Here is a 19,527-nt window from a genome sequence, read left to right on the forward strand (position 1 = left end):
CCTTGGCTGAGATGAGCGAAGAACCGTCCGCCGCCGTCCTCGACGAAGGTGTTGTGAAGGGCCCGCCGAAGACCCTGGTCGGTGGCGTCGTCAAGGCCATGCGCCCACGTCAGTGGGTGAAGAACGTCCTGGTGCTCGCCGCGCCGCTGGCCGTCGGGCCAGAAGCCGTCGGCGACGCGGGCGTGCTTGTGCACGTCGCGATCGCGTTCGTCGTGTTCTGCATGGCGGCCTCGGGCATCTACCTGGTCAACGACTCGCTCGACGTCGAGGCCGACCGGGCGCATCCGACCAAGCGGTTCCGGCCGATCGCCGCGGGCGTCGTCCCTGTCAACCTGGCATACGGGCTCGCCGCGGTGCTGCTGATCGGCTCGATCGCCGGTTCGTTCCTCGCGTCCTGGCATCTCGCCGTGGTGATGGCCATCTACATCGCCATCCAGCTGGCCTACTGCCTCGGCCTCAAGCACCAGGCCGTGCTCGACATCTGCATCGTTTCGTCGGGCTTCCTGCTGCGCGCCGTCGCCGGTGGCGCGGCGGCGAGCATCGCGCTGTCGCAGTGGTTCCTGCTGATCATGGCGTTCGGTTCGCTGTTCATGGCGGCGGGCAAGCGTTACGCCGAACTGCAGATCGCGCTGGAGACCGGCGCGAAGATCCGCAAGTCGCTGCAGTACTACACGCCGACCTACCTGCGCTTCATCTGGACACTCGCGGCCACCGCCGTCGTGATCTTCTACGGCCTCTGGGCATTCCAGCAGGACGAGCTGCGTGACACCCAGTGGTACTCGATCTCGATGATTCCGTTTACCATCGCAATCCTGCGTTACGCGGTCGACGTCGATGGTGGCGAGGCCGGTGAACCCGAAGAGATCGCGCTGGGGGACCGCATCCTGCAGTTCCTCGCTATTGCCTGGATCGGAGCGGTAGGTGTCGCTGTCTATCTCACCTGACGAGATCGTGGTAGCGGAGCAGGAAACAACCGAATACGAGCGGCTACACGACGACGAGCAGTCGGCACGCCCTGCCGCGCGTTTCGCGATTCTGTCCCGCGCCACCTTCGTCGGTGGGGTTGTGCTCGCCGTCGTGTTGTTCGCGGTGGGTGCCTGGCAGCGGCGATGGATCGCCGACGACGGCCTCATCGTGCTGCGGACGGTGCGCAACCTGCTCGCAGGCAACGGCCCCGTCTTCAACATGGGCGAGCGGGTCGAGGCCAATACCAGCACCGCGTGGACGTACGTGGTCTGGTTCTTCAGCTGGCTCACCCAGGCCCGGCTCGAGTACGTGGTGCTCGGCGTCGCGCTGGTGGCCTCGCTGCTGGCGATCGTGTTCGCCATGCTCGGCACCGCCCGGCTGTGGGGCGGCAGTACAGGTCAGCTGCTGATCCCGGCCGGCGTGCTCGTCTACATCGCGCTGCCGCCCGCCCGTGACTACGCCACCTCCGGACTGGAGAGCGGCCTTGTCATCTGCTGGATCGGGCTGCTGTGGTGGCTGCTGATCCGTTGGAGCCAGGCGGCGGTGGTTCGGGTGCCGAGCCTGCTCGGGCTGGTCTTCCTCGCCGGTCTCGCGCCGCTGATCCGGCCGGAGGCCACCCTCATCGGCGCGCTCGCGCTCGGCATGATCTTCCTGACCCCGATGCCGCGGTTCCGGTACGGGCCGATCGTGCTGCGCGCGCTGATCGTGTTCGTCGCCGGGATCGTGCCGGTGGCCTACCAGATCTGGCGGATGGGCTACTACGGCCTGCCCTACCCGAACACCGCGGTCGCCAAGGACGCGGGCGGGGCCAAGTGGGGCCAGGGCATGAAGTACCTCTGGGACCTGGTCGGCCCGTACTACCTGTGGATTCCGCTGCTCGTGCTGCTGGTCGCCGGTGCGGTGACCGCGGTGGCGCGTGGGATCACGGTCCGGCCGACGTGGTCGGTCGCGGGGTTCCGGACCTGGCTGCGCTCGCCCAGCGCGGTCGTCGTGCTGGTCCTGGTCAGCGGTCTGCTGCTCACCGTCTACGCGATCCGCGTCGGCGGCGACTTCATGCACGGCCGGATGCTGCTGACCCAGCTGTTCCTGCTGCTGTTGCCGGTGGCCGTCGTGCCGATCCGGCTTCGTGCGTTCAGCCCCCGTGACTGGTCGACGGTCGTCGTGCTCGCCGCGTTGCTCGGCACCGCGGGCTGGTCGCTGTACGCGGCGAGCACCACCGCGATCAAGACCGGCACCAAGATCAGTTCGTCCGGCATCGTCGACGAGCGCGTCTACTACGTGCTCAACACCGGCAGGGATCATCCGATCCTGGCCGAGGACTACCTCGACTATCCGCGCATGCGGGCGATGGTCAACGACATCGCGGCCAACCCCAACGGCGGCCTGCTGCTGAACTCGCCGTCGTTCACGTTCTGGTACCTCGACCCGCCGCCGCAGCCGATCCCCGAAGGCGGCGCCGGGCACACGGTCTACTTCCTGAACTTGGGCATGACCAGCATGAATGTGCCGCTGGACGTGCGCGTCATCGATCCGATGGGCCTGGCCTACCCGCTGGCAGCGCATTCGGACCGGCTCGCCGACGGCCGCATCGGGCACGACAAGAGCCTGTACCCGGACTGGGTGGTGGTCGACTCGGGCATGGTCGACATCCATCCGTGGATGCCCTGGTACATGGACGAGGACTGGGTCACCCAGGCGCGCACGGCGTTCTCGTGCCCGCAGACGCAAGCGCTGATGCTCTCCACCCGTGACCCGCTCACCGTCGACCGGTTCAAGCACAACCTGCGCAATGCGCTGACTTTCGCGAAGTACCGGATCGACCGGGTGCCGAAGTACGAAATCCAGCGATGTGGGCTCGTTGATCCCTTCCCCGAGCCTCCACGCTGAAGTACTCTCCTTGCGTCACACTGGGCTCATGGGTACCCATGAGCCCAGTGGTTACACCCCCTGTTCAGGCTTTCTTAGTGGCGAACACCATTAAATCTCTTTTCGGTAACGTCCGGCTATCGATGTAGCGATATGGTCAACGAGGAACTCCGTCGGCGCACTGGTGTGCCGGTAGTAAGTCGGCGGTCATTGCAACCGCGGTTCCGCGCGAACCGCACGAGGAAAGGCCAAAAACAGAATGCGTGGCGGACGTCTAAGAGCCCGGGGAACCGCTTGGGTCAAGCGGTCGATGGTGGCTTCCCTGGCGGTTGTGCTGCCGCTCGGTGCGGTGGTGGCGGGTCCCGCCGGTACCGCGACGGCAGCGTTCAACCCCTCGGGATTCGACTTCTGGGTCGACTCGGAAATGGGTCCGATCAAGTCGCGAATCTTCCCCGCGGCCGACGGCAACACCAGTCGCGTCGTCTACGCGCTCGACGGTATGCGTGCCCAGGACGATCTCAACGGCTGGGAGAAGGACACCGAGGTCGTCCGTGGTCTGACCGCGGCCAACATCAACGTCGTCATGCCGGTCGGCGGCCAGTCCAGCTTCTACGCCGACTGGAACGCGCCGAGCAACTTCTTCGGCATCGACGCCGGTTCGGGCGGCAGCTCGACCGGTTCGGCAGCCACCGGCTCCGCGATGACGGGTTCGTCGATCGCACCGGCCCAGGTCGCGGGTAAGAAGAACACCTACAAGTGGGAAAGCTTCCTCACCAACAACCTGCGCAACGCCCTGTCCAGCCGGCTTGGCTTCAACCCCAACCGCAACGGCGTGTTCGGTCTGTCGATGGGCGGCTCGGCCGCGCTGACGCTGGCCGCCTACCACCCCGATCAGTTCAGCTTCGCCGGCTCGTTCTCCGGTTACCTGAACATCTCGGCGCCGGGCATGCGTGAGGCGATGCGCGTCGCGATGATCTCGGCCGGTGGCTTCAACATCGACGCGATGGCGCCGCCGTGGGGCCCGCAGTGGCTGCGCATGGACCCGTTCGTCTTCGCGCCGCGCCTGGTCGCCAACGGCACCCGCGTGTGGGTGTCCTCGGCCAGCGGTATCCCCGGTGCGGGCGACGTGTCCAACCCGATGGAGATCGTCCAGGGCGTGCCGCTGGAGCTGCTCGCGATGGTGAACACCCGTGCCTTCCAGGTCCGGATGGCCACCCTCGGCGGCGGCAACGCGAACTTCGACTTCCCGATCACCGGCGTGCACAACTGGCGCAACTGGGAGACCGAGGTCAACCGCATGATCCCGGATCTGTCGGCCAACATCGGCTAGCTCCACCCGTTCGACGGCGAAACCGCCCGGTGCATGACGCACCGGGCGGTTTTTTCGTTTACGTCTCGATCCGAAGGACACGGGGTGACGAATCATGTGCGGCAGGTGACCTCCAGTTGTGCTGCGGGTCACTTTCCAGCAACATGGAAGCGTTCGTCAGCGGTTGATACACAGTGAGCATGCGTCGAGGTTGAATCGTCCGTTTTGCCCTGGATCGAGTCATTTCGACGTCCGATGAGGGATCCGGTTGCGTAGCTCAAAGTTTGCGCAGGCGGTCTTGGCGAGAAAGGTCGATCGAATGCGAACACTGCGCTGGAAGCGTGGGCCCGTCGAGACCCGTGGATCGTGGGCGAAGCGCTGGGCTGCCGGCGTTTCCCTGGTTCTGCTGGCGCCGCTCGGAACCGTCGTCGCCGGGACTACCGCACCGGCGTCGGCCGGATTCCATCCCGGCGCGTTCGACTTCTGGGTCGATTCCGGCATGGGCCCGATCAAGACCCGCGTCCTGCGTGCCGCCGACGGCAACACCCAGCGTGTCGTCTACGCCCTCGACGGCATGCGCGCTCCCGAGTCCCTCAACGGCTGGGAGGAAGCCACCGACGTACCCAACGCGCTGGCCGCGGCGAATATCAATGTCGTGATGCCGGTCGGCGGCATGTCGAGTTTCTACGCCGATTGGAACGCGCCGAGCGATTTCTTCGCCACCGGCTCCGCCGCGGGCCCCGGCAAGAGCTACCGGTACCAATGGGAGACCTTCCTGACCGTCGACCTGCGCAACGCACTGGCCGACCGGCTCGGGTTCCGCCGCGACCGCAACGGCGTATTCGGTTTGTCGATGGGTGGATCAGCCGCCTTGACGCTGGCTGCCTATCACCCTGATCAGTTCTCCTACGCCGGTGCGTTCTCCGGTTACCTGAACATCTCGGCCCCCGGAATGCGCGAGGCAATCCGCCTGGCCATGCTCGATGCGGGCGGATACAACGTGGACGCGATGGCGCCGCCGTGGGGCCCGCAGTGGCTGCGGATGGACCCGTTCGTGTTCGCGCCGAACTTGATCGGCAACAACACCCGCCTGTGGATCGGTGCGGCCTCCGGCCGGCCGTCGGGCCAGGACGGCCCGACCATGGATACCGTCAACGGCATGGGCCTGGAAGCCATGGCGCTGGCCAATACCCGGGCATTCGAGGTCCGCATGGCCACGCTCGGGGCACGCAATGTCACCTACTCCTACCCCGGGTACGGAATTCACGCGTGGAATACCTGGGGCGCGGAAGCATTCCGCATGATTCCCGACCTGTCGGCAAACATCGGGTGAAACTCCTGGATAGGTTGCACTGACGTCGGTGTATGACTACCCTTCATCGCGGACAGAAGGCCGCGTGCTGTCATCTGAAAAGTCAAGTTTGCGTGGCCAATTGGATAGACGTGGTGGTATGCGGTCGGGCGCATTCCGGCGGCGTCGAGAACAACTCGGAAAGAGAGCCGCACCATGCGCTTCGGACGGACGCCAGCTTCAGGGCTGAGCGACGCGAGCAGTGATCCTCGGCTGCACCGGCGATTGCGTGCGCTTGTCGCGATCGCCGCCGCGGTCGCCATGCCCTTTTCCGCCACCGTCGCCGCTTCGGCCGCGCCCGCGACTCCCGTCCTGCGGGCGCCGGCCGGTGGCTACGAGGAGCTGATGGTCCCCTCGGTGATGGGGCCGGTGAAGGTTCAGGTCCAGTGGGCCAAGAACGGCGGTTCCGCCGCGCTGTACCTGCTCGACGGTATGGCGGCGCGCGATGACAAGAACGCCTGGTCGTTCGAGACGAACGCCATGCAGCAGTTCAGCAACGACGATGTCACCCTGGTGATGCCGGTCGGTGGCAAGTCGAGCTTCTACGCCGACTGGGTATCGCCGAGCAGCCTCAACGGGCAGAAGACCACCTACAAGTGGGAAACCTTCCTGACCGAGGAGCTTCCGAACTTCCTGGCGGGCTACGGCGTCTCCAAGACCAACAACGGCATCGTCGGCCTGTCGATGAGTGGCAGCGCGGCGCTGTCGCTGGCCGCCCTGCACCGCGACCAGTTCAAGTACGCCGGCTCGTTCTCCGGTGCCCTCAACCTCTCGCAGCCGGGCATGCGCGAAGCCGTGCGGATGGCCATGCTGCGCCACGGTGCCTACACCTCCGACTCGCTGGCTCCGCCGTGGAGCCCGCAGTGGCTGCGGATGGACCCCTTCACGGTGGCGTCGCAGCTCAAGGGTCTGCCGATGCGGATCTCCGTGGGCAGCGGCCTGCCGGGTAAGTACGACCACCCGCAGCGGCCCAACGAGATCTTCGATACCGGCGTCGGTATGGGTATCGAGGCGGTCACCCTGGTCAGCACCCGGTCATTCGAATCGCGGCTGAAGTCGATCGGCGTTCCCGCCACGTTCGACTTCCCCGCCACCGGCACCCACTCCTGGAAGTACTGGGAAGAACAGCTCTGGCTGGGTCGCCCGCAGATCCTGGCCGCCCTCGGCGTCTGATCCGCATCAACTGAATATCGACGAAGGCATGGCTGTGGCGACATCGTTCGCGGCCATGCCTTCGCTGTTTCACCGCTCGACTTAATGGGGAATGATGTCGAATATTGTGAAGGTCGTCGACCTGGTCCCGGGCCAGGTCGCCGAGATTCCGCGCTACTCCGCGGCTGACCTGGATGCCGAAACCTTCTGGCGAACCTACGTTGTCGCGCAGCGGCCGGTGGTGATCACCGGCGCCATCGCGAACTGGCCTGCCTTGGAGCGGTGGCAGGACACCGAATATCTGGCAGCGCGAGCGGGGGACACCGAGGTGACCGTTGCCCGCACCTTCAATCCGGTGCCGGCCAAGGCCTTCTTCGATCGGGCCGAGAAGCTGCCGCTGGCCGCGTCATTGCGGAAGGTGGCCGACAGCGAGCCCACCGACGTGTACTCGATGCCCGCGTTCAAGCTGCCCGAGCGCTGGTTCGACGACCTCGGGCGCTACAGCTTCCTGCCCGAGCGGTACGACCGCAGGCCGATCCTGTTCCCGCGGGACCGGGTCTTCGTCTACCGCAACGCGGGCACGGAGTGGCACCACCACGGGATCGACGAGACGCTGACCACGCAGCTGCGTGGACGCAAGCGGGTGTCGGTGTTCGAGCTCGACGCGCAGACCCGCAAGGAGTTCACCAGGATCATTCGGTCGAACCTGCACCACGTGAACGGCGGTGCCGAGTTCTTCCCGCCGGAGTTGTCGATCACCAAGTACGAGACGATCATCGAGGCGGGCGACGTCGTGTACATCCCGCCGCGGTACTGGCACGGCATCGACCCGTACGACCACGAAATCGGCATCACGTACGCGCATTGCTTCCGCTCGCCCGCGGCGGGAATCCGGCAGACGTTCCGGTGGGTCGGCAACGGTTTCAAGTAGTGGGGGCGAACATGCGAGTGCTGGTGTCCGGGGGTGGCATCGCGGGGAATTCCGTGGCACTCCAGCTGGTCCGCGCCGGTGCCGACGTCACGGTCGTCGAGCGGGCGCGGCAACAGCGTGACGGCGGTCAGGCGGTCGGTCTGCGTGGTTCCAGCCCGCGGATCGCCGAACGGATGGGGCTGATGCCCGGCATCGACCGGCATCGGCTGCACGTGCGCGGCATGGTGGACGTCGACGGGCGCGGCCGGGAGATCCTGCGGACGTCGTTCCACGACGGCACCGGCCCGCTGACCGATATCGAGATCACCCGTGGCGATCTCAATCAGGTGCTGCTGGACGCGATGTCCGCGAGCGGCGGCGTCACCGACTATCGCTACGGTGACCACGTCGTCTCGCTGGAGCAGGACGACACCGGGGTCGAGGTCGCGTTCGAATCCGGCAGCAGCGACCGGTTCGATCTGGTGATCGCCGCCGACGGCGTGCGCTCGGCGGTGCGCCGGATGGCTTTCGGTCCGGAGGAACAGTTCGTCCGGTACCTGGGCGGCTACATGTCGTTCTTCACCATGCCGACACCCGAGTCCTGGGAGCCGGGATGGATGATGGCGCATGCGGTCCCGAACGCGTCGATCGCGCTGCGTCCCGATTCCGACCCGGCGGCCTGCAATGTCATGATCACGCTGCGCGCGGCGGCCGATCCCGCGCTGCGGGGTGATGTCGCCGCACAGCAGCGGTTCATCCGCCGCATGTTGGCCGGCGCGGGCTGGCTGGCCCCGACGGCGCTCGAGACCATGTCCACCGCAGTCGATTTCGTGTTCGACGAGCTGGTGCGTCTCGACCCGCCGAGCCTCAGCAGGGGGCGAGTAGTGCTGCTCGGTGACTCCGGCTTCTGTGGCTCGCCGATGACCGGTCGTGGTACCGCGATGGCGATTGTCGGCGCCTATGTCCTCGCCGGTGAACTCGCGGCTTCGCCCGGGGATCTCGGATCGGCGCTGTCACGGTACGAAGCGACGATGATCCCGTTTCTACAGCGTGCCAAGCGAATTCCCGGCGGTGGCATCAAGTCCAAGGTGCCGGCGACCCAGTTCGGGCTCGGGCTGGCGCACCTGCGCTTGAAAGCTTTCGCCTCGCCGCCGGTCCGGCAGGTACTGCGCCGGTTGTCGGGCGACCGGGTCGAAGAGTTGCCGGTGTATCGCTAGGGCGGGGAGTCGTGTTGTGACATAGGCCATAGCCGTGATGTCGGGGGCGGTTTCACCTGGTGGTCCGTGCAGCGCAGCGTGCGGTTCTGTGTGAAATACCCAGGGCCAGACCATGATGCACACTTTGCGTGACTGTATCCCCCCGGTACCGTGGGCGGCAGTCTGTTTTTGAGGGTGGGGAAAGTGGATCTGAGTCTCTTCTATTTCAGTAGCTCGGCGGGGGCCGGCGGGAGCTATTCGCTCCTGCTGGATGGCGCGAAATTCGCAGATGCCGAGGGTCTTTCGGCGGTCTGGACGCCCGAGCGCCACTTTCATCGATTCGGTGGCCTGTTCCCGAATGCCGCGGTGACCTCGGCGGCCGTGGCCGCGGTCACCGAGCGGGTGTCCGTGCGAGCAGGCAGTGTCATAGCGCCACTGCATCATCCGCTGCGGATCGTGGAGGACTGGTCCGTCGTCGACAACCTGTCGGGCGGCCGCGCCGGTGTCGCGTTCGCTTCCGGCTGGAACTCGCAGGACTTCCTGCTCGAGCCCGGCGCTTACGCCGATCGCCGCAATATCGTGCTCGAGACCGCCGACGAGGTCAGGGCGCTGTGGCGCGGCAAGCCCGCCGTCGGTGCCGACGGACTCGGCAATCAGATCGAGGTCGAGCCGTTTCCACGTCCCGTCCAGGGCGATCTGCCGATCTGGCTGACCAGCGGCGGCAGCCCGGAGACCTTCGCCGCCGCGGGCCGGGGCGGGTACGGGGTCCTGACCCATCTTATCGGCCAGGACATGACCGCGCTCGCCGCGAAGATCGAGCTGTACCGCGCGGAGCTCGCGAAATCGGCTGCGCCGCAGCGTAACGAGCACGTCACCGTCATGCTGCACACGTTCCTCGGTGAGGATCGCGAGCAGATCAAGGACATCGTTCGTGAGCCGTTCAGCGCCTACCTGCGTGACTCCGTCGATCTGCTCGCCAAAGCCGCGGACCTGGCCGGTGGGCCAGGCCTGGACGCGCTGTCGGAGCAGGATCGTGCCGGCATCGTCGATTTCGCGTTCGAGCGCTACTTCCGGACCAGCGCGCTGTTCGGCACGCTCGAGGACGCGCTGGAGATCTGTGACCAGCTCGCCGACATCGGCGTGGACGAGGTCGCGTGTCTCGTCGACTTCGGGGTGCCCGCGGATCTGGTCCGCGAATCCTTCAGCCACCTGGGCGATCTCAACAAGATCCTCCAGTCCTGACCACAAATGTTGGCGGCGGCCGCTGGGTTCGGGCCGTCGAAGTTCTGAAAGTGGCACAGCGTGACGAGTACCGAGTTCGCGGGTTCTGATCTCTCGGCGCTGCAGCGAGAGATCTGGCTCCGGCAGTACCTGCATCCCGAACCGGCCATCGCTATCGCGCAGTACGTCGACATCACCGGCGATTTCGGGATAGCGGTGCTGCGGCAGGCATTGGAGCTCGCCGGGCGCGAGTTCGGATCCCTGCGCGCGGGCTTCCTCCCGCCGGAAGAGGGACAGGTCTTTCCCCGTGCGGTGACGAGGCCGACGACCACGTATCGCTTGCGGGAGTTCGATCTTCGCGACGACGACGATCCGATCGCCGCGGCCGAGCAGCTGATGCGCCGTGCCGTCGACGCGCCGCTCGATGTCTCGATCCATCCGCCGATCGAGATGGCCGCGATCAGAGTCGGTGCTGCGCGCTGGTTCTGGTTCATGCGTGCCCATCACATCGTTCTCGACGGGTACAGCGGCATGACGGTGCTCGGGCGCACCGCCGAGCTGTATCGGTCCATCGCGTGCGGTACGCCGGTCGAGGTCGAACCCCGCGACGATCTCGCGGTGCTGCTGAAGGCGGAGCAGACCTATCGGGGCTCGCGCGCCTGGGAGCGGGATCGGCGGTACTGGCGGGAACGGGCCGAAGCCCTGCGCGGCGCCAGCTCGTCGCTTCCCGTGGTCGGTTCCGTTGCTGCCGGGACGACCCGTGCTGTCGCGGAATTCCCCGCGGCCGCGGTACCGACCCGGGAGGAAGCGGCGGACCGGGGTGTCGTCCTGTTCTCGACCGAATCCGCTCTGGTTTCGGTGATCGCGCTGTACCTCGCGAGCGTGTCGGGCGAGCCTGCCTTCCGGCTGAGCATTCCGGTGACCACCCGGATGACCAAGGACACCAAGCTCGCCTCGGGTGCCGTGTCGAATGTGGTACCGGTGCTGGTCGAGCGGGATCCCGCGGCCACGCTCGCCGACATGTTCCGTGGCGTAGAGACCGATCTGTTCTCCGCTCTCATGCATCAGCGTCTCCGGGCCACCGAGATCGCCGCCGAGATCGGTGTCGAGACCACGGAATTCGGCTCGGTCTTCGGCCCCGTCGTCAACGCGATGCTCATCGAAGCCGGTGTCGATTTCGGCACCGCGACCGGACGATTCGAGATCCTGACCGCCGGTCCGACCGACGGCCTGTCGGCGCTGATCATCTACGGCGATCGCAAGGACACCATCCGGCTGGTGTTCGAGGCCGATCCCACGGTCATCGACCCGGCGACCTTGCAGACCCTCGCCGACGGCTGCGCGGCGTTCGCCGTGCGGGTCCTGCACGGACTCGTCGAGGATCCGCAGCAGCGGTTCGCCGGGTTCACGCCGCTGACCTCGGCCGATCGTCGCCGGGTACTCGAAGACTGGAACCGGACCGGGCAGGAGCTCCCTGCTTCGACGCTGCCGGGGCTGGTAGCCCGCTCGCTGGCCGCCGACCCGGACGCTCCCGCCGTCTCGTCCGGCGACCGGACCTTGTCGTATCAGCAGCTGGCTGAGGCGGCGAACCGGCTGGCGCGGGTGCTGATCGAGCGCGGGGTCGGGCCCGACACGTTCGTCGCGGTGGCCTTGCCGCGGTCGACGGAGCTCGTTGTCGCGCTGCTCGCGATTCTCGAGGCCGGTGGCGCGTACGTGCCGGTCGATCCGGCGTATCCGGTGGAGCGGATCGCCTTCATGCTGGCCGACGCGGCGCCGCTGCTCGTGCTCTCGGACGCGGGGACGGCGAGCACGCTCGAGCCCGCACGCACGGCGGTCGATTGGCTGCTGCTGGACGACCCGGCGCTGGCTGCCGACCTGGCGCAGCGCCCGGACGCACCGGTCACCGATCGGATCGCGTCGTCGCTGCCTGATCACGCGGCGTACATGATCTATACCTCGGGGTCGACCGGGAAGCCCAAGGGCGTCGTGATCACGCATCGCGGCATCGTGAACAACCTCGAGTGGGCGCGGAACACACTGGGCCCTGGCTTCTTTCGGCGTTCGCTCGCCGCGACATCGATCAGCTTCGACATGTCGTCGTTCGAAATCTGGGGCACGCTCGGCGCGGGTGGCTCGGCGCGGATCGTCACGAACGTTCTCGCGCTCGGTGACGGTTCACTCTCCGGCGAGCACTTCAGCTTCGTCGACGCGGTGCCGTCGGTGTTCGCCCGGGTACTCGGCGACGGGATCCGGGTCGGCGGGATCGAGAACTTCGTGTTCGCCGGCGAGGCGCTACCCCGGTCGCTGAGCACCGAGGTGCTGTGCCGGTTCCCGGGAACCCGCATCGTCGATGCCTACGGTCCGACCGAAGCGTTCATCGACACGGCGGCGATCACGACCGAGGTGGACGGTGCCGCGCAGGGCATCGGCAGACCGGTGTGGAACACCCGGGTGTATGTCCTCGACCGGTGGTTGTGCCCGGTCGCCCCTGGCGTGATCGGTGAGCTGTATATCGGCGGTGCGCAGGTGGCCCGTGGCTATCACGGTCGTCCGGCGCTCACCGCGGGGCGTTTCGTCGCCGACCCTCTCGGCGCTGCCGGCGAAAGGCTCTATCGCACCGGTGATCTCGTTCGCTGGACCGCCGGTGGCACGCTCGAGTACGCGGGCAGGGCCGACGATCAGGTGAAGATCCGCGGCTTCCGGGTCGAGCTCGGCGAGGTCGAGTCGGCGCTGGTCGACGTCTCCGGCGCGCGGCGCGCGGTCGCGGTCACCCGGGCGGACCACGCGGGCGCGCAGCAGCTGGTCGGCTATCTGTGGGCGGAGGCGGCGGTCGGCGCTGCCCAGGTGCGGCATGATCTCGGCGCGCTGCTGCCCGCGCACATGGTGCCCGCGGTGGTCGTCGTTCTCGATCAGCTGCCGCTGACGCCGAACGGCAAGATCGACCGGAAGGCGCTGCCCGCACCGGAGTTCACCCGGCTCGTGTCGGCGCGCGGACCGCGCGACGGCAGGGAAGAAGTCCTGTGCGGCCTGTTCGCCGAGGTGCTCGGGCTGGACCGGGTCGGCATCGACGACTCGTTCTTCGACCTCGGCGGGCATTCGCTGCTCGGCGCGCGGCTGTTGAGCCGGGTGCGTGACGTGCTCGGCGCCGACCTGTCGGTGCGCGATCTGTTCGAGGCGCCGACGGCGGGCCAGCTGGCCGCCAGGGCGGCAGCGGCGGCGGGCAGCGCGCGGCCGCCACTCGTCGCGCGCGAGCGACCGGAGATGCTGCCGTTGTCGTTCGGCCAGGCACGGTTGTGGTTCCTGAACCGGTTCGAGGCGGGCTCGGCGAACTACAACCTCCCGGTGGTGCTGCGTCTGCGCGGGGGCATCGATCCGGCGGTGCTCGACGACGCGCTGTGGGACGTCGTGTGCAGGCACGAGCCGCTGCGCACGGTGTTTCCCGAGGTCGACGGTGCCGCCGTGCAGCGGGTACTCACCCCGGAGCAGGCGCGTGCGCGATGGTCGGTGACCAGGCTGTCCGGCGGATCGAACGAGGCGGCGCTCGGTGAGTTCGGCCGGCGCGGCTTCGACCTGTCCGGTGAATTGCCGGTGCGGGCGGGAGTTCTCGTTGTCGGCGAAGGCGAAATCGTGCTCGCCACGGTTTTCCATCACATCGCCGCCGACGGCTGGTCGCTGGCGCCGTTCGCCCGTGATCTGAGTCGTGCCGTCGCGGCCCGCGATGCCGGTCGCGCACCGGAGTGGGCTCCGCTGCCGATCCAGTACGCGGACTTCGCGCTGTGGCAGCGCGACTATCTGGGCGACTACGCCGCCGGTACGGGGAAACTGGCTGAGCAGCTGAACTATTGGCGAAAGACGCTGGCCGGAGCTCCGGCTGAACTGGCGGTGCCGAGCGATCGGCCCCGCCCCGCCGCTCCCACCTATCTGGGCGGTGCGGTGCCGATCGAGCTGTCCGCCGCGGCGCATCGGGGTGTGACCGCGGTGGCGCGGTCGTGCGGTGCGAGTGTGTTCATGGTGCTGCACGCCGCGGTCTCGGTCTTGCTGTCGAAACTCGGTGCCGGCACCGATATCGTCGTCGGCACTCCGGTCGCCGGCCGTTCGGACGCCGTTCTCGACGAGATGGTCGGGTTCTTCCTGAACACGGTCGTGTTGCGGCTCGATGTGTCGGATGACCCCTCGTTCGCCGCGATGGTCGCGCGGGCTCGGGCGGTGGACCTCGGTGCTTTCGAGCACCAGGATGTGCCGTTCGAGGTGCTTGTCGAGGCAGTGAATCCGGAACGGGCGCTGAACCGGCATCCGCTGTTCCAGGTGCTGGTGGTGTTGCAGAACACCGAGCTTCCGGTCATCGAGATACCCGGTGTCGATGTCGCGGTCGAGCCGGTGCGGACGGAGTCGACCAAGGTCGATCTCGAATTCGACTTCACCGAACGCGGGGACGGGGAGGGGATCACCGGCACGCTGCGGTACTCGGCCGACCTGTTCGACGGGCACTCGGCACACACCCTCGTCCGGCGGTTCACCACGTTGCTCGAGTCGCTGGTGGCGCAGCCCGATCGACGTGTGTCGGTCCACTCGCTGCTCTCCACCGCGGAGCGGGCGCGGATTCTGACGGACTGGCAGAGTCCGGCGAGACCGCTGTCGGCGGCCACGCTTCCCGAGCTGTTCGAAGACCGAGCGGCCCGCACACCGGCGGCACCCGCCGTCGTCTTCGGTGGTCAGGAGATGACGTTCGGCGAGTTGGACGCCGCCGCCAACCGGCTGGCCCGTCACCTCCTGGCGCGGGGCATCGGCCCGGAGTCGACGGTTGCCCTGCTGCTGCCTCGTGGCCCGGAGCTGGTGGTCGCGCTGCTCGCCGTGCTCAAGTCCGGCGCCGCGTACGTGCCGGTCGATCCCGGCTATCCGGCCGAACGCATCGCGTTCATGATCGACGATTCGGCGGCGCGACTGGTCCTCACCGATAGCGCGACCGCCGCCGATGTCGCGGTGGGAGCCGATCGCCTGATGCTCGACGATCCGGACACCGCGGGTCGGATCGCCGCGCTGTCATCGGGGAAGGTTGCCGGTGGACCCGCGGCCGCGAATCCGGCCTACGTCATCTACACCTCCGGCTCCACCGGCACGCCGAAGGGGGTGATCGTCTCCCATGAGGCGCTGGTGAATTTCCTTGTCCGAATGGCGGATTCCCTGAGCTTGACGCCGCAGGACCGATGGCTGGCGGTGACGACGATCTCGTTCGACATCGCTGCTCTGGAGCTCTACCTTCCGCTGATCACCGGTGCGGCCGTTGTCGTCGCCTCCGACCTGTCGGCTAAGGACGCCACTGCCCTGGCCGCCGCCGCGCGAACCGCCGAAGCCACTGTGTTGCAAGCGACTCCGTCGATGTGGTCCTCGTTGCTCGCTGTCGACCCCGAAGCGGTGACGGGGTTGCGCGCGCTCGTGGGTGGCGAGGCGCTACCCACGGCATTGGCTCGGTCACTGGTCGCGACGACCACCTCGGTCCGGAACCTCTACGGCCCCACCGAGGCAACGGTCTGGTGCAGCCAGGCCGAGGTGGACCTCGATTGGCTCGACGCGCCGACCGTCGGTGTGCCGTTCGCCGACACCCGCGCCTACGTCCTCGACGCCGCGCTCGGACTGGTTCCGCCCGGCGTTCCGGGTGAGCTGTACGTCGGTGGTGTCCAGTTGGCGCGTGGTTATCACCGGCAGCCCGCGCTGACCGCGGCCCGGTTCGTCGCGGATCCGTACGGCCGACCGGGCGAGCGGCTCTATCGCACCGGCGATGTCGTCCGGTGGTCGCCCGCGGGTGAGCTGGAGTACGTCGGGCGTGCCGATGACCAGGTCAAGATCCGTGGGCACCGGATCGAACCCGGTGAAGTCGAAGCGGTGATCGCGCAGGTGGCTGGTGTAGCCCGGGCTGTCGTGGTCGCGCGGCGCGATCGCTCCGGCGCGCACCAACTCGTCGCCTACGTGGTCCCCGAGCCTGGCGCGACGCTGAGTGGACCGGCGGTCAGGGCGGCTGCCGCCGCAACGCTGCCGGTGCAGCTGGTGCCCGCCGTGGTCGTCGTGCTGGCCGAGTTGCCGCTGACGCCGAATGGAAAAGTCGATCGAAAGGCCTTGCCCGCACCGGATTTCACCGAGCTGGTGAGCTCGCGCGCACCACGTGATCACCGCGAACAGGTCTTGTGCACGGTCTTCGCCGAGGTACTCGAGCTCGAGCGGGTCGGTATCGACGACTCGTTCTTCGACCTCGGTGGGCATTCGCTGCTCGGCACGCGGTTGCTGAGCCGCGTGCGGACCGTGCTCGGTGCGGAACTCACCGTGCGCGACCTGTTCGAGGCGCCCACGGTGGCCGCACTGAGCGAGCGGGTGAAGTCGGCGTCGGTTCCGGCGCATCCGGCGCTGGTCGCCTCCGTGCGCCCAGACGCACTGCCACTGTCGTTCGGACAGGCGCGCTTGTGGTTCCTGAACCGTTTCGAAGGTGCTTCGGCCAGCTACAACATGCCGATGGTCCTGCGGGTCCACGGCGTCGATCGGGTGGTTCTCGAGGCGGCGCTGGATGATGTGGTCGAACGCCATGAGGCGTTGCGCACGGTGTTTCCCGAGGTGGATGGGACCGCGGTGCAGCGGGTGCTGACACCCGAGGAAGCGCGCAGCCGCCGCGAATTCACCTATCGTCGTACCGATTCCGCGCAGGCCTATGCGGCGGTAGCCGAGTTGATCGGCCGTGGATTCGACGTGACCCGCGAATTGCCGATGCGGGTGGGGATATTCGAGGTCGGCGACGAACTGCTGGTCGCCATCGTCCTGCACCACATCGCCGCCGACGGCTGGTCGATGGCTCCCTTGGCGCGTGATGTCACCGCCGCCGTGACCGCCCGGCTCTCGGGCGACGCCCGGCGCTGGCCCGCGCTGCCGGTGCAGTACGCCGATTACGCACTGTGGCAACGGGACCGGCTCGGCGCGGCAGCCGACGAGAACAGCGTGCTGGCCAGGCAGCTGGCCTACTGGCGCCATGCCATCGACGGCGCCCCCGCCGAACTGTCGTTGCCCACCGACCGGACGCGACCGGCTCAGCCGAGCTACCGGGGCGGCTCGGTGCCGATCGAGATCTCCGCCGGCACCCACCGCGCGGTCCACGCGCTGGCGCGGTCCGGTGCGGCCAGTGCCTTCATGGTGTTGCACGCCGCGGTCTCGGTGCTGCTGGCGAAGCACGGCGCAGGCACCGACATCGTGGTCGGGACACCGGTCGCCGGGCGCGCCGATCAAGCGCTGGAAGACCTGGTCGGCTTCTTCGTCAACACGATGGCGCTGCGCGCCGATCTGTCCGGCGACCCAGGATTCGCGGAGGTCGTTGACCGCGTGCGGACCGCCGACCTCGCGGCCTACGAGCACCAGGACCTCCCGTTCGAACTGCTCGTCGAGGCAGTGAGCCCCGAGCGAGCACTGAGCAGACACCCGCTGTTCCAGGTGCTCGTCGTCGTGCAGAACGACGCGGGCCCCGATGTCGTGCTGCCCGGCGCCAGGATCACGGTCGAGCAGGTCGAGACGGGGGCGACGAAGTTCGATCTCGAGTTCGTGTTCACCGAGCGTCACGATGCCGACGGCGCCGCCGGAATCACCGGCGCCCTGCACTTTTCGCGCGACCTGTTCGACGAGGCCACGGCAGCACAGCTCGCCCGGCGGTTCGAGCGGCTGCTCGATCAGCTGTCCGCCCGGCCGGAGCTGCCGCTGTCGCAGCTGTCGGTACTCGAACCGGCTGAGCTCGAACGGATCTGCCACACATGGAACGACACCGAGCACGCCGTCGCCCCGACGACGGTCCCGGAACTGTTCGCGGCGCAGGCGCACCGTGAACCCACCGCCGTGGCAGTCCGTGACCAGCACGGATCGATTGCGTACGGCGAGATGTCGGCGGCGGTGAACCGGCTCGCCCGGCTGCTGACCGACCACGGTGCCGGACCCGAATCGTTTGTCGCCCTCGTCCTGCCCCGATCGACGGACCTGGTCGTCGGGATGCTCGCGGTAATGACCGTGGGCGCCGCCTATGTGCCGATCGACCCCACCTATCCCGCGGCACGAGTGCGGTACATGTTGAGCGACGCGGGTCCGCAGGTCGTGGTGACGACCGGCGCCACCGCAACGCTGGTGCGTGCGGCCGATCCCGGTGCGGAGCCGATCGTGCTGGATGAGCCGGTCACCCGTGCGGCGCTCGCGGCACAGCCGAGCGCCGAGGTGACCGCCGCCCGCGACCTGGACACTCCCGCCTACATGATCTACACCTCCGGATCGACCGGTCGGCCGAAGGGCGTCGTGGTCACCCACCGAAGCCTGGTCAATCTCGCGCTGACCCAGGCGGATTCGTTCGATATCGGCCAGGGATCACGAATAGTCAATGTGCTGTCGCCGGGATTCGACGTGTTCACCGGCATCGCCGCCAGTGCGCTGGTGCGCGGAGCCACGCTCTGCCCGGTCGACATCCAGGACTACCAGGGTGACCTCGGCAGGGTCGCCGTCGAGCTGGAGCCCACCCATGTGGTCGCGACCCCCGGGATCCTCGAGCTCGCCGGCGAGGAACTCTACGACGCGTCGCGCACGATCATCGTCGGCGGCGAGGCGCCGTCACGTGAGCTGGTCGCCCGGCGCGACCGGGTGCGGGTGTTCAACGCCTACGGACCGACGGAGTGCACCGTCATGGTGACCGCGTCGGGCGCGGGGGATCGCACCACCGTGATCGGCGCCCCGGTCTGGAACACCCGCGTCTACGTGCTCGACGACGCCCTGCGCCCGGTCCCGGCAGGCGTCACCGGTGAGCTGTATGTCGGTGGGGTCCAGCTGGCGCGCGGCTATCACCGGGCAGCCGGGCTCACCGCGACGCGGTTCGTCGCCGACCCGTTCGGAACGCCCGGTCAGCGTCTCTATCGCACCGGCGACCACGTCCGCTGGACCGCATCCGGCGAGCTCGACTTCCTCGGCCGTGCCGACGACCAGGTCAAGGTGCGCGGGTTCCGGGTGGAGCTGGGCGAGATCGAAGCCGCAGTCGGTGCCAGGCCTGCGGTCGCGCAGGCGGCAGTGGTCGTCCGTGCTGATCGCGCGGGCCGCGACCAGCTGGTGGCCTATGTCGTCGCCGTGCCCGGTGCGTCTGTGGACAACCTGCGCAACGAGCTTCGTGCGAGCCTGCCCGCGCACATGGTGCCACTGGTCGTCGCCACCGACGCCCTGCCGCTGACACCCAACGGCAAGGTGGATCGAAAGGCCTTGCCCGCCACCGATTTCGCGGCCCTGGTGTCGGCACGTGGACCACGCACCGAGACCGAGACCGCCTTGTGCGCGCTGTTCGCGGAGGTACTCGAGCTGGAGCGGGTCGGCATCGACGACTCCTTCTTCGACCTCGGTGGCCACTCGCTGTCGGCGACCCGGCTGGTCAGCCGGGTCCGCACGGTGCTCGGCGCCGAGCTGACCATTCGTGACCTGTTCGAGGCCCCGACCGTCGAGTCGCTGGCGGGGCGTGTCCGCACCACGGCCAGGTCCGTCCGGCCCGCGTTGCGGCGAATGAGATGAG

The 19,527-nt window shown here is 67.9% G+C and carries 9 protein-coding genes; all 9 read left to right on the top strand.

Features of this window, described 5'->3' with window-relative positions:
- Positions 1–11: 11 nt before the first annotated feature.
- Positions 12–944, top strand: coding sequence for a decaprenyl-phosphate phosphoribosyltransferase (locus ACWF9G_RS15265; RefSeq protein WP_189032058.1), 933 nt, complete (start codon positions 12–14; stop codon positions 942–944).
- Positions 922–2,853, top strand: a complete 1,932-nt coding sequence (gene zomB, locus ACWF9G_RS15270; protein WP_452515869.1) for a flagellar motor control protein ZomB — start codon at positions 922–924, stop codon at positions 2,851–2,853. The genes ACWF9G_RS15265 and zomB overlap by 23 nt, the downstream gene beginning before the upstream one ends.
- Positions 2,854–3,142: 289 nt before the next feature.
- A complete protein-coding gene (locus tag ACWF9G_RS15275) occupies positions 3,143–4,162 on the top strand; it encodes an alpha/beta hydrolase (RefSeq protein WP_452515871.1) in 1,020 nt (339 codons plus the stop codon).
- A gap of 298 nt (positions 4,163–4,460) precedes the next feature.
- The gene (locus tag ACWF9G_RS15280; protein WP_452515873.1) at positions 4,461–5,474 is read left to right on the top strand and encodes an alpha/beta hydrolase; all 1,014 of its coding nucleotides are present in this window, start codon (positions 4,461–4,463) and stop codon (positions 5,472–5,474) included.
- A 174-nt stretch (positions 5,475–5,648) separates the two neighbouring features.
- Positions 5,649–6,665, top strand: a complete 1,017-nt coding sequence (locus ACWF9G_RS15285; protein ID WP_452515874.1) for an alpha/beta hydrolase — start codon at positions 5,649–5,651, stop codon at positions 6,663–6,665.
- A 94-nt stretch (positions 6,666–6,759) separates the two neighbouring features.
- Complete coding sequence (locus ACWF9G_RS15290; RefSeq protein ID WP_452515875.1) at positions 6,760–7,575, top strand: cupin-like domain-containing protein; 816 nt, start codon at positions 6,760–6,762, stop codon at positions 7,573–7,575.
- 11 nt (positions 7,576–7,586) lie between these two features.
- Complete coding sequence (locus tag ACWF9G_RS15295; RefSeq protein ID WP_452515876.1) at positions 7,587–8,771, top strand: FAD-dependent monooxygenase; 1,185 nt, start codon at positions 7,587–7,589, stop codon at positions 8,769–8,771.
- A 183-nt stretch (positions 8,772–8,954) separates the two neighbouring features.
- Positions 8,955–9,992: a MupA/Atu3671 family FMN-dependent luciferase-like monooxygenase gene (locus tag ACWF9G_RS15300; RefSeq protein WP_452515877.1), complete on the top strand. Its 1,038-nt coding sequence runs from the start codon at positions 8,955–8,957 to the stop codon at positions 9,990–9,992.
- A 60-nt stretch (positions 9,993–10,052) separates the two neighbouring features.
- Positions 10,053–19,526 carry an amino acid adenylation domain-containing protein gene (locus ACWF9G_RS15305; RefSeq protein WP_452515879.1) on the top strand — a complete coding sequence of 3,158 codons (9,474 nt, stop codon included), beginning with the start codon at positions 10,053–10,055 and terminating at the stop codon, positions 19,524–19,526.
- The last annotated feature ends 1 nt before the right edge of the window (position 19,527 follow it).

This window comes from Nocardia sp. NPDC055029, from assembly GCF_053608525.1.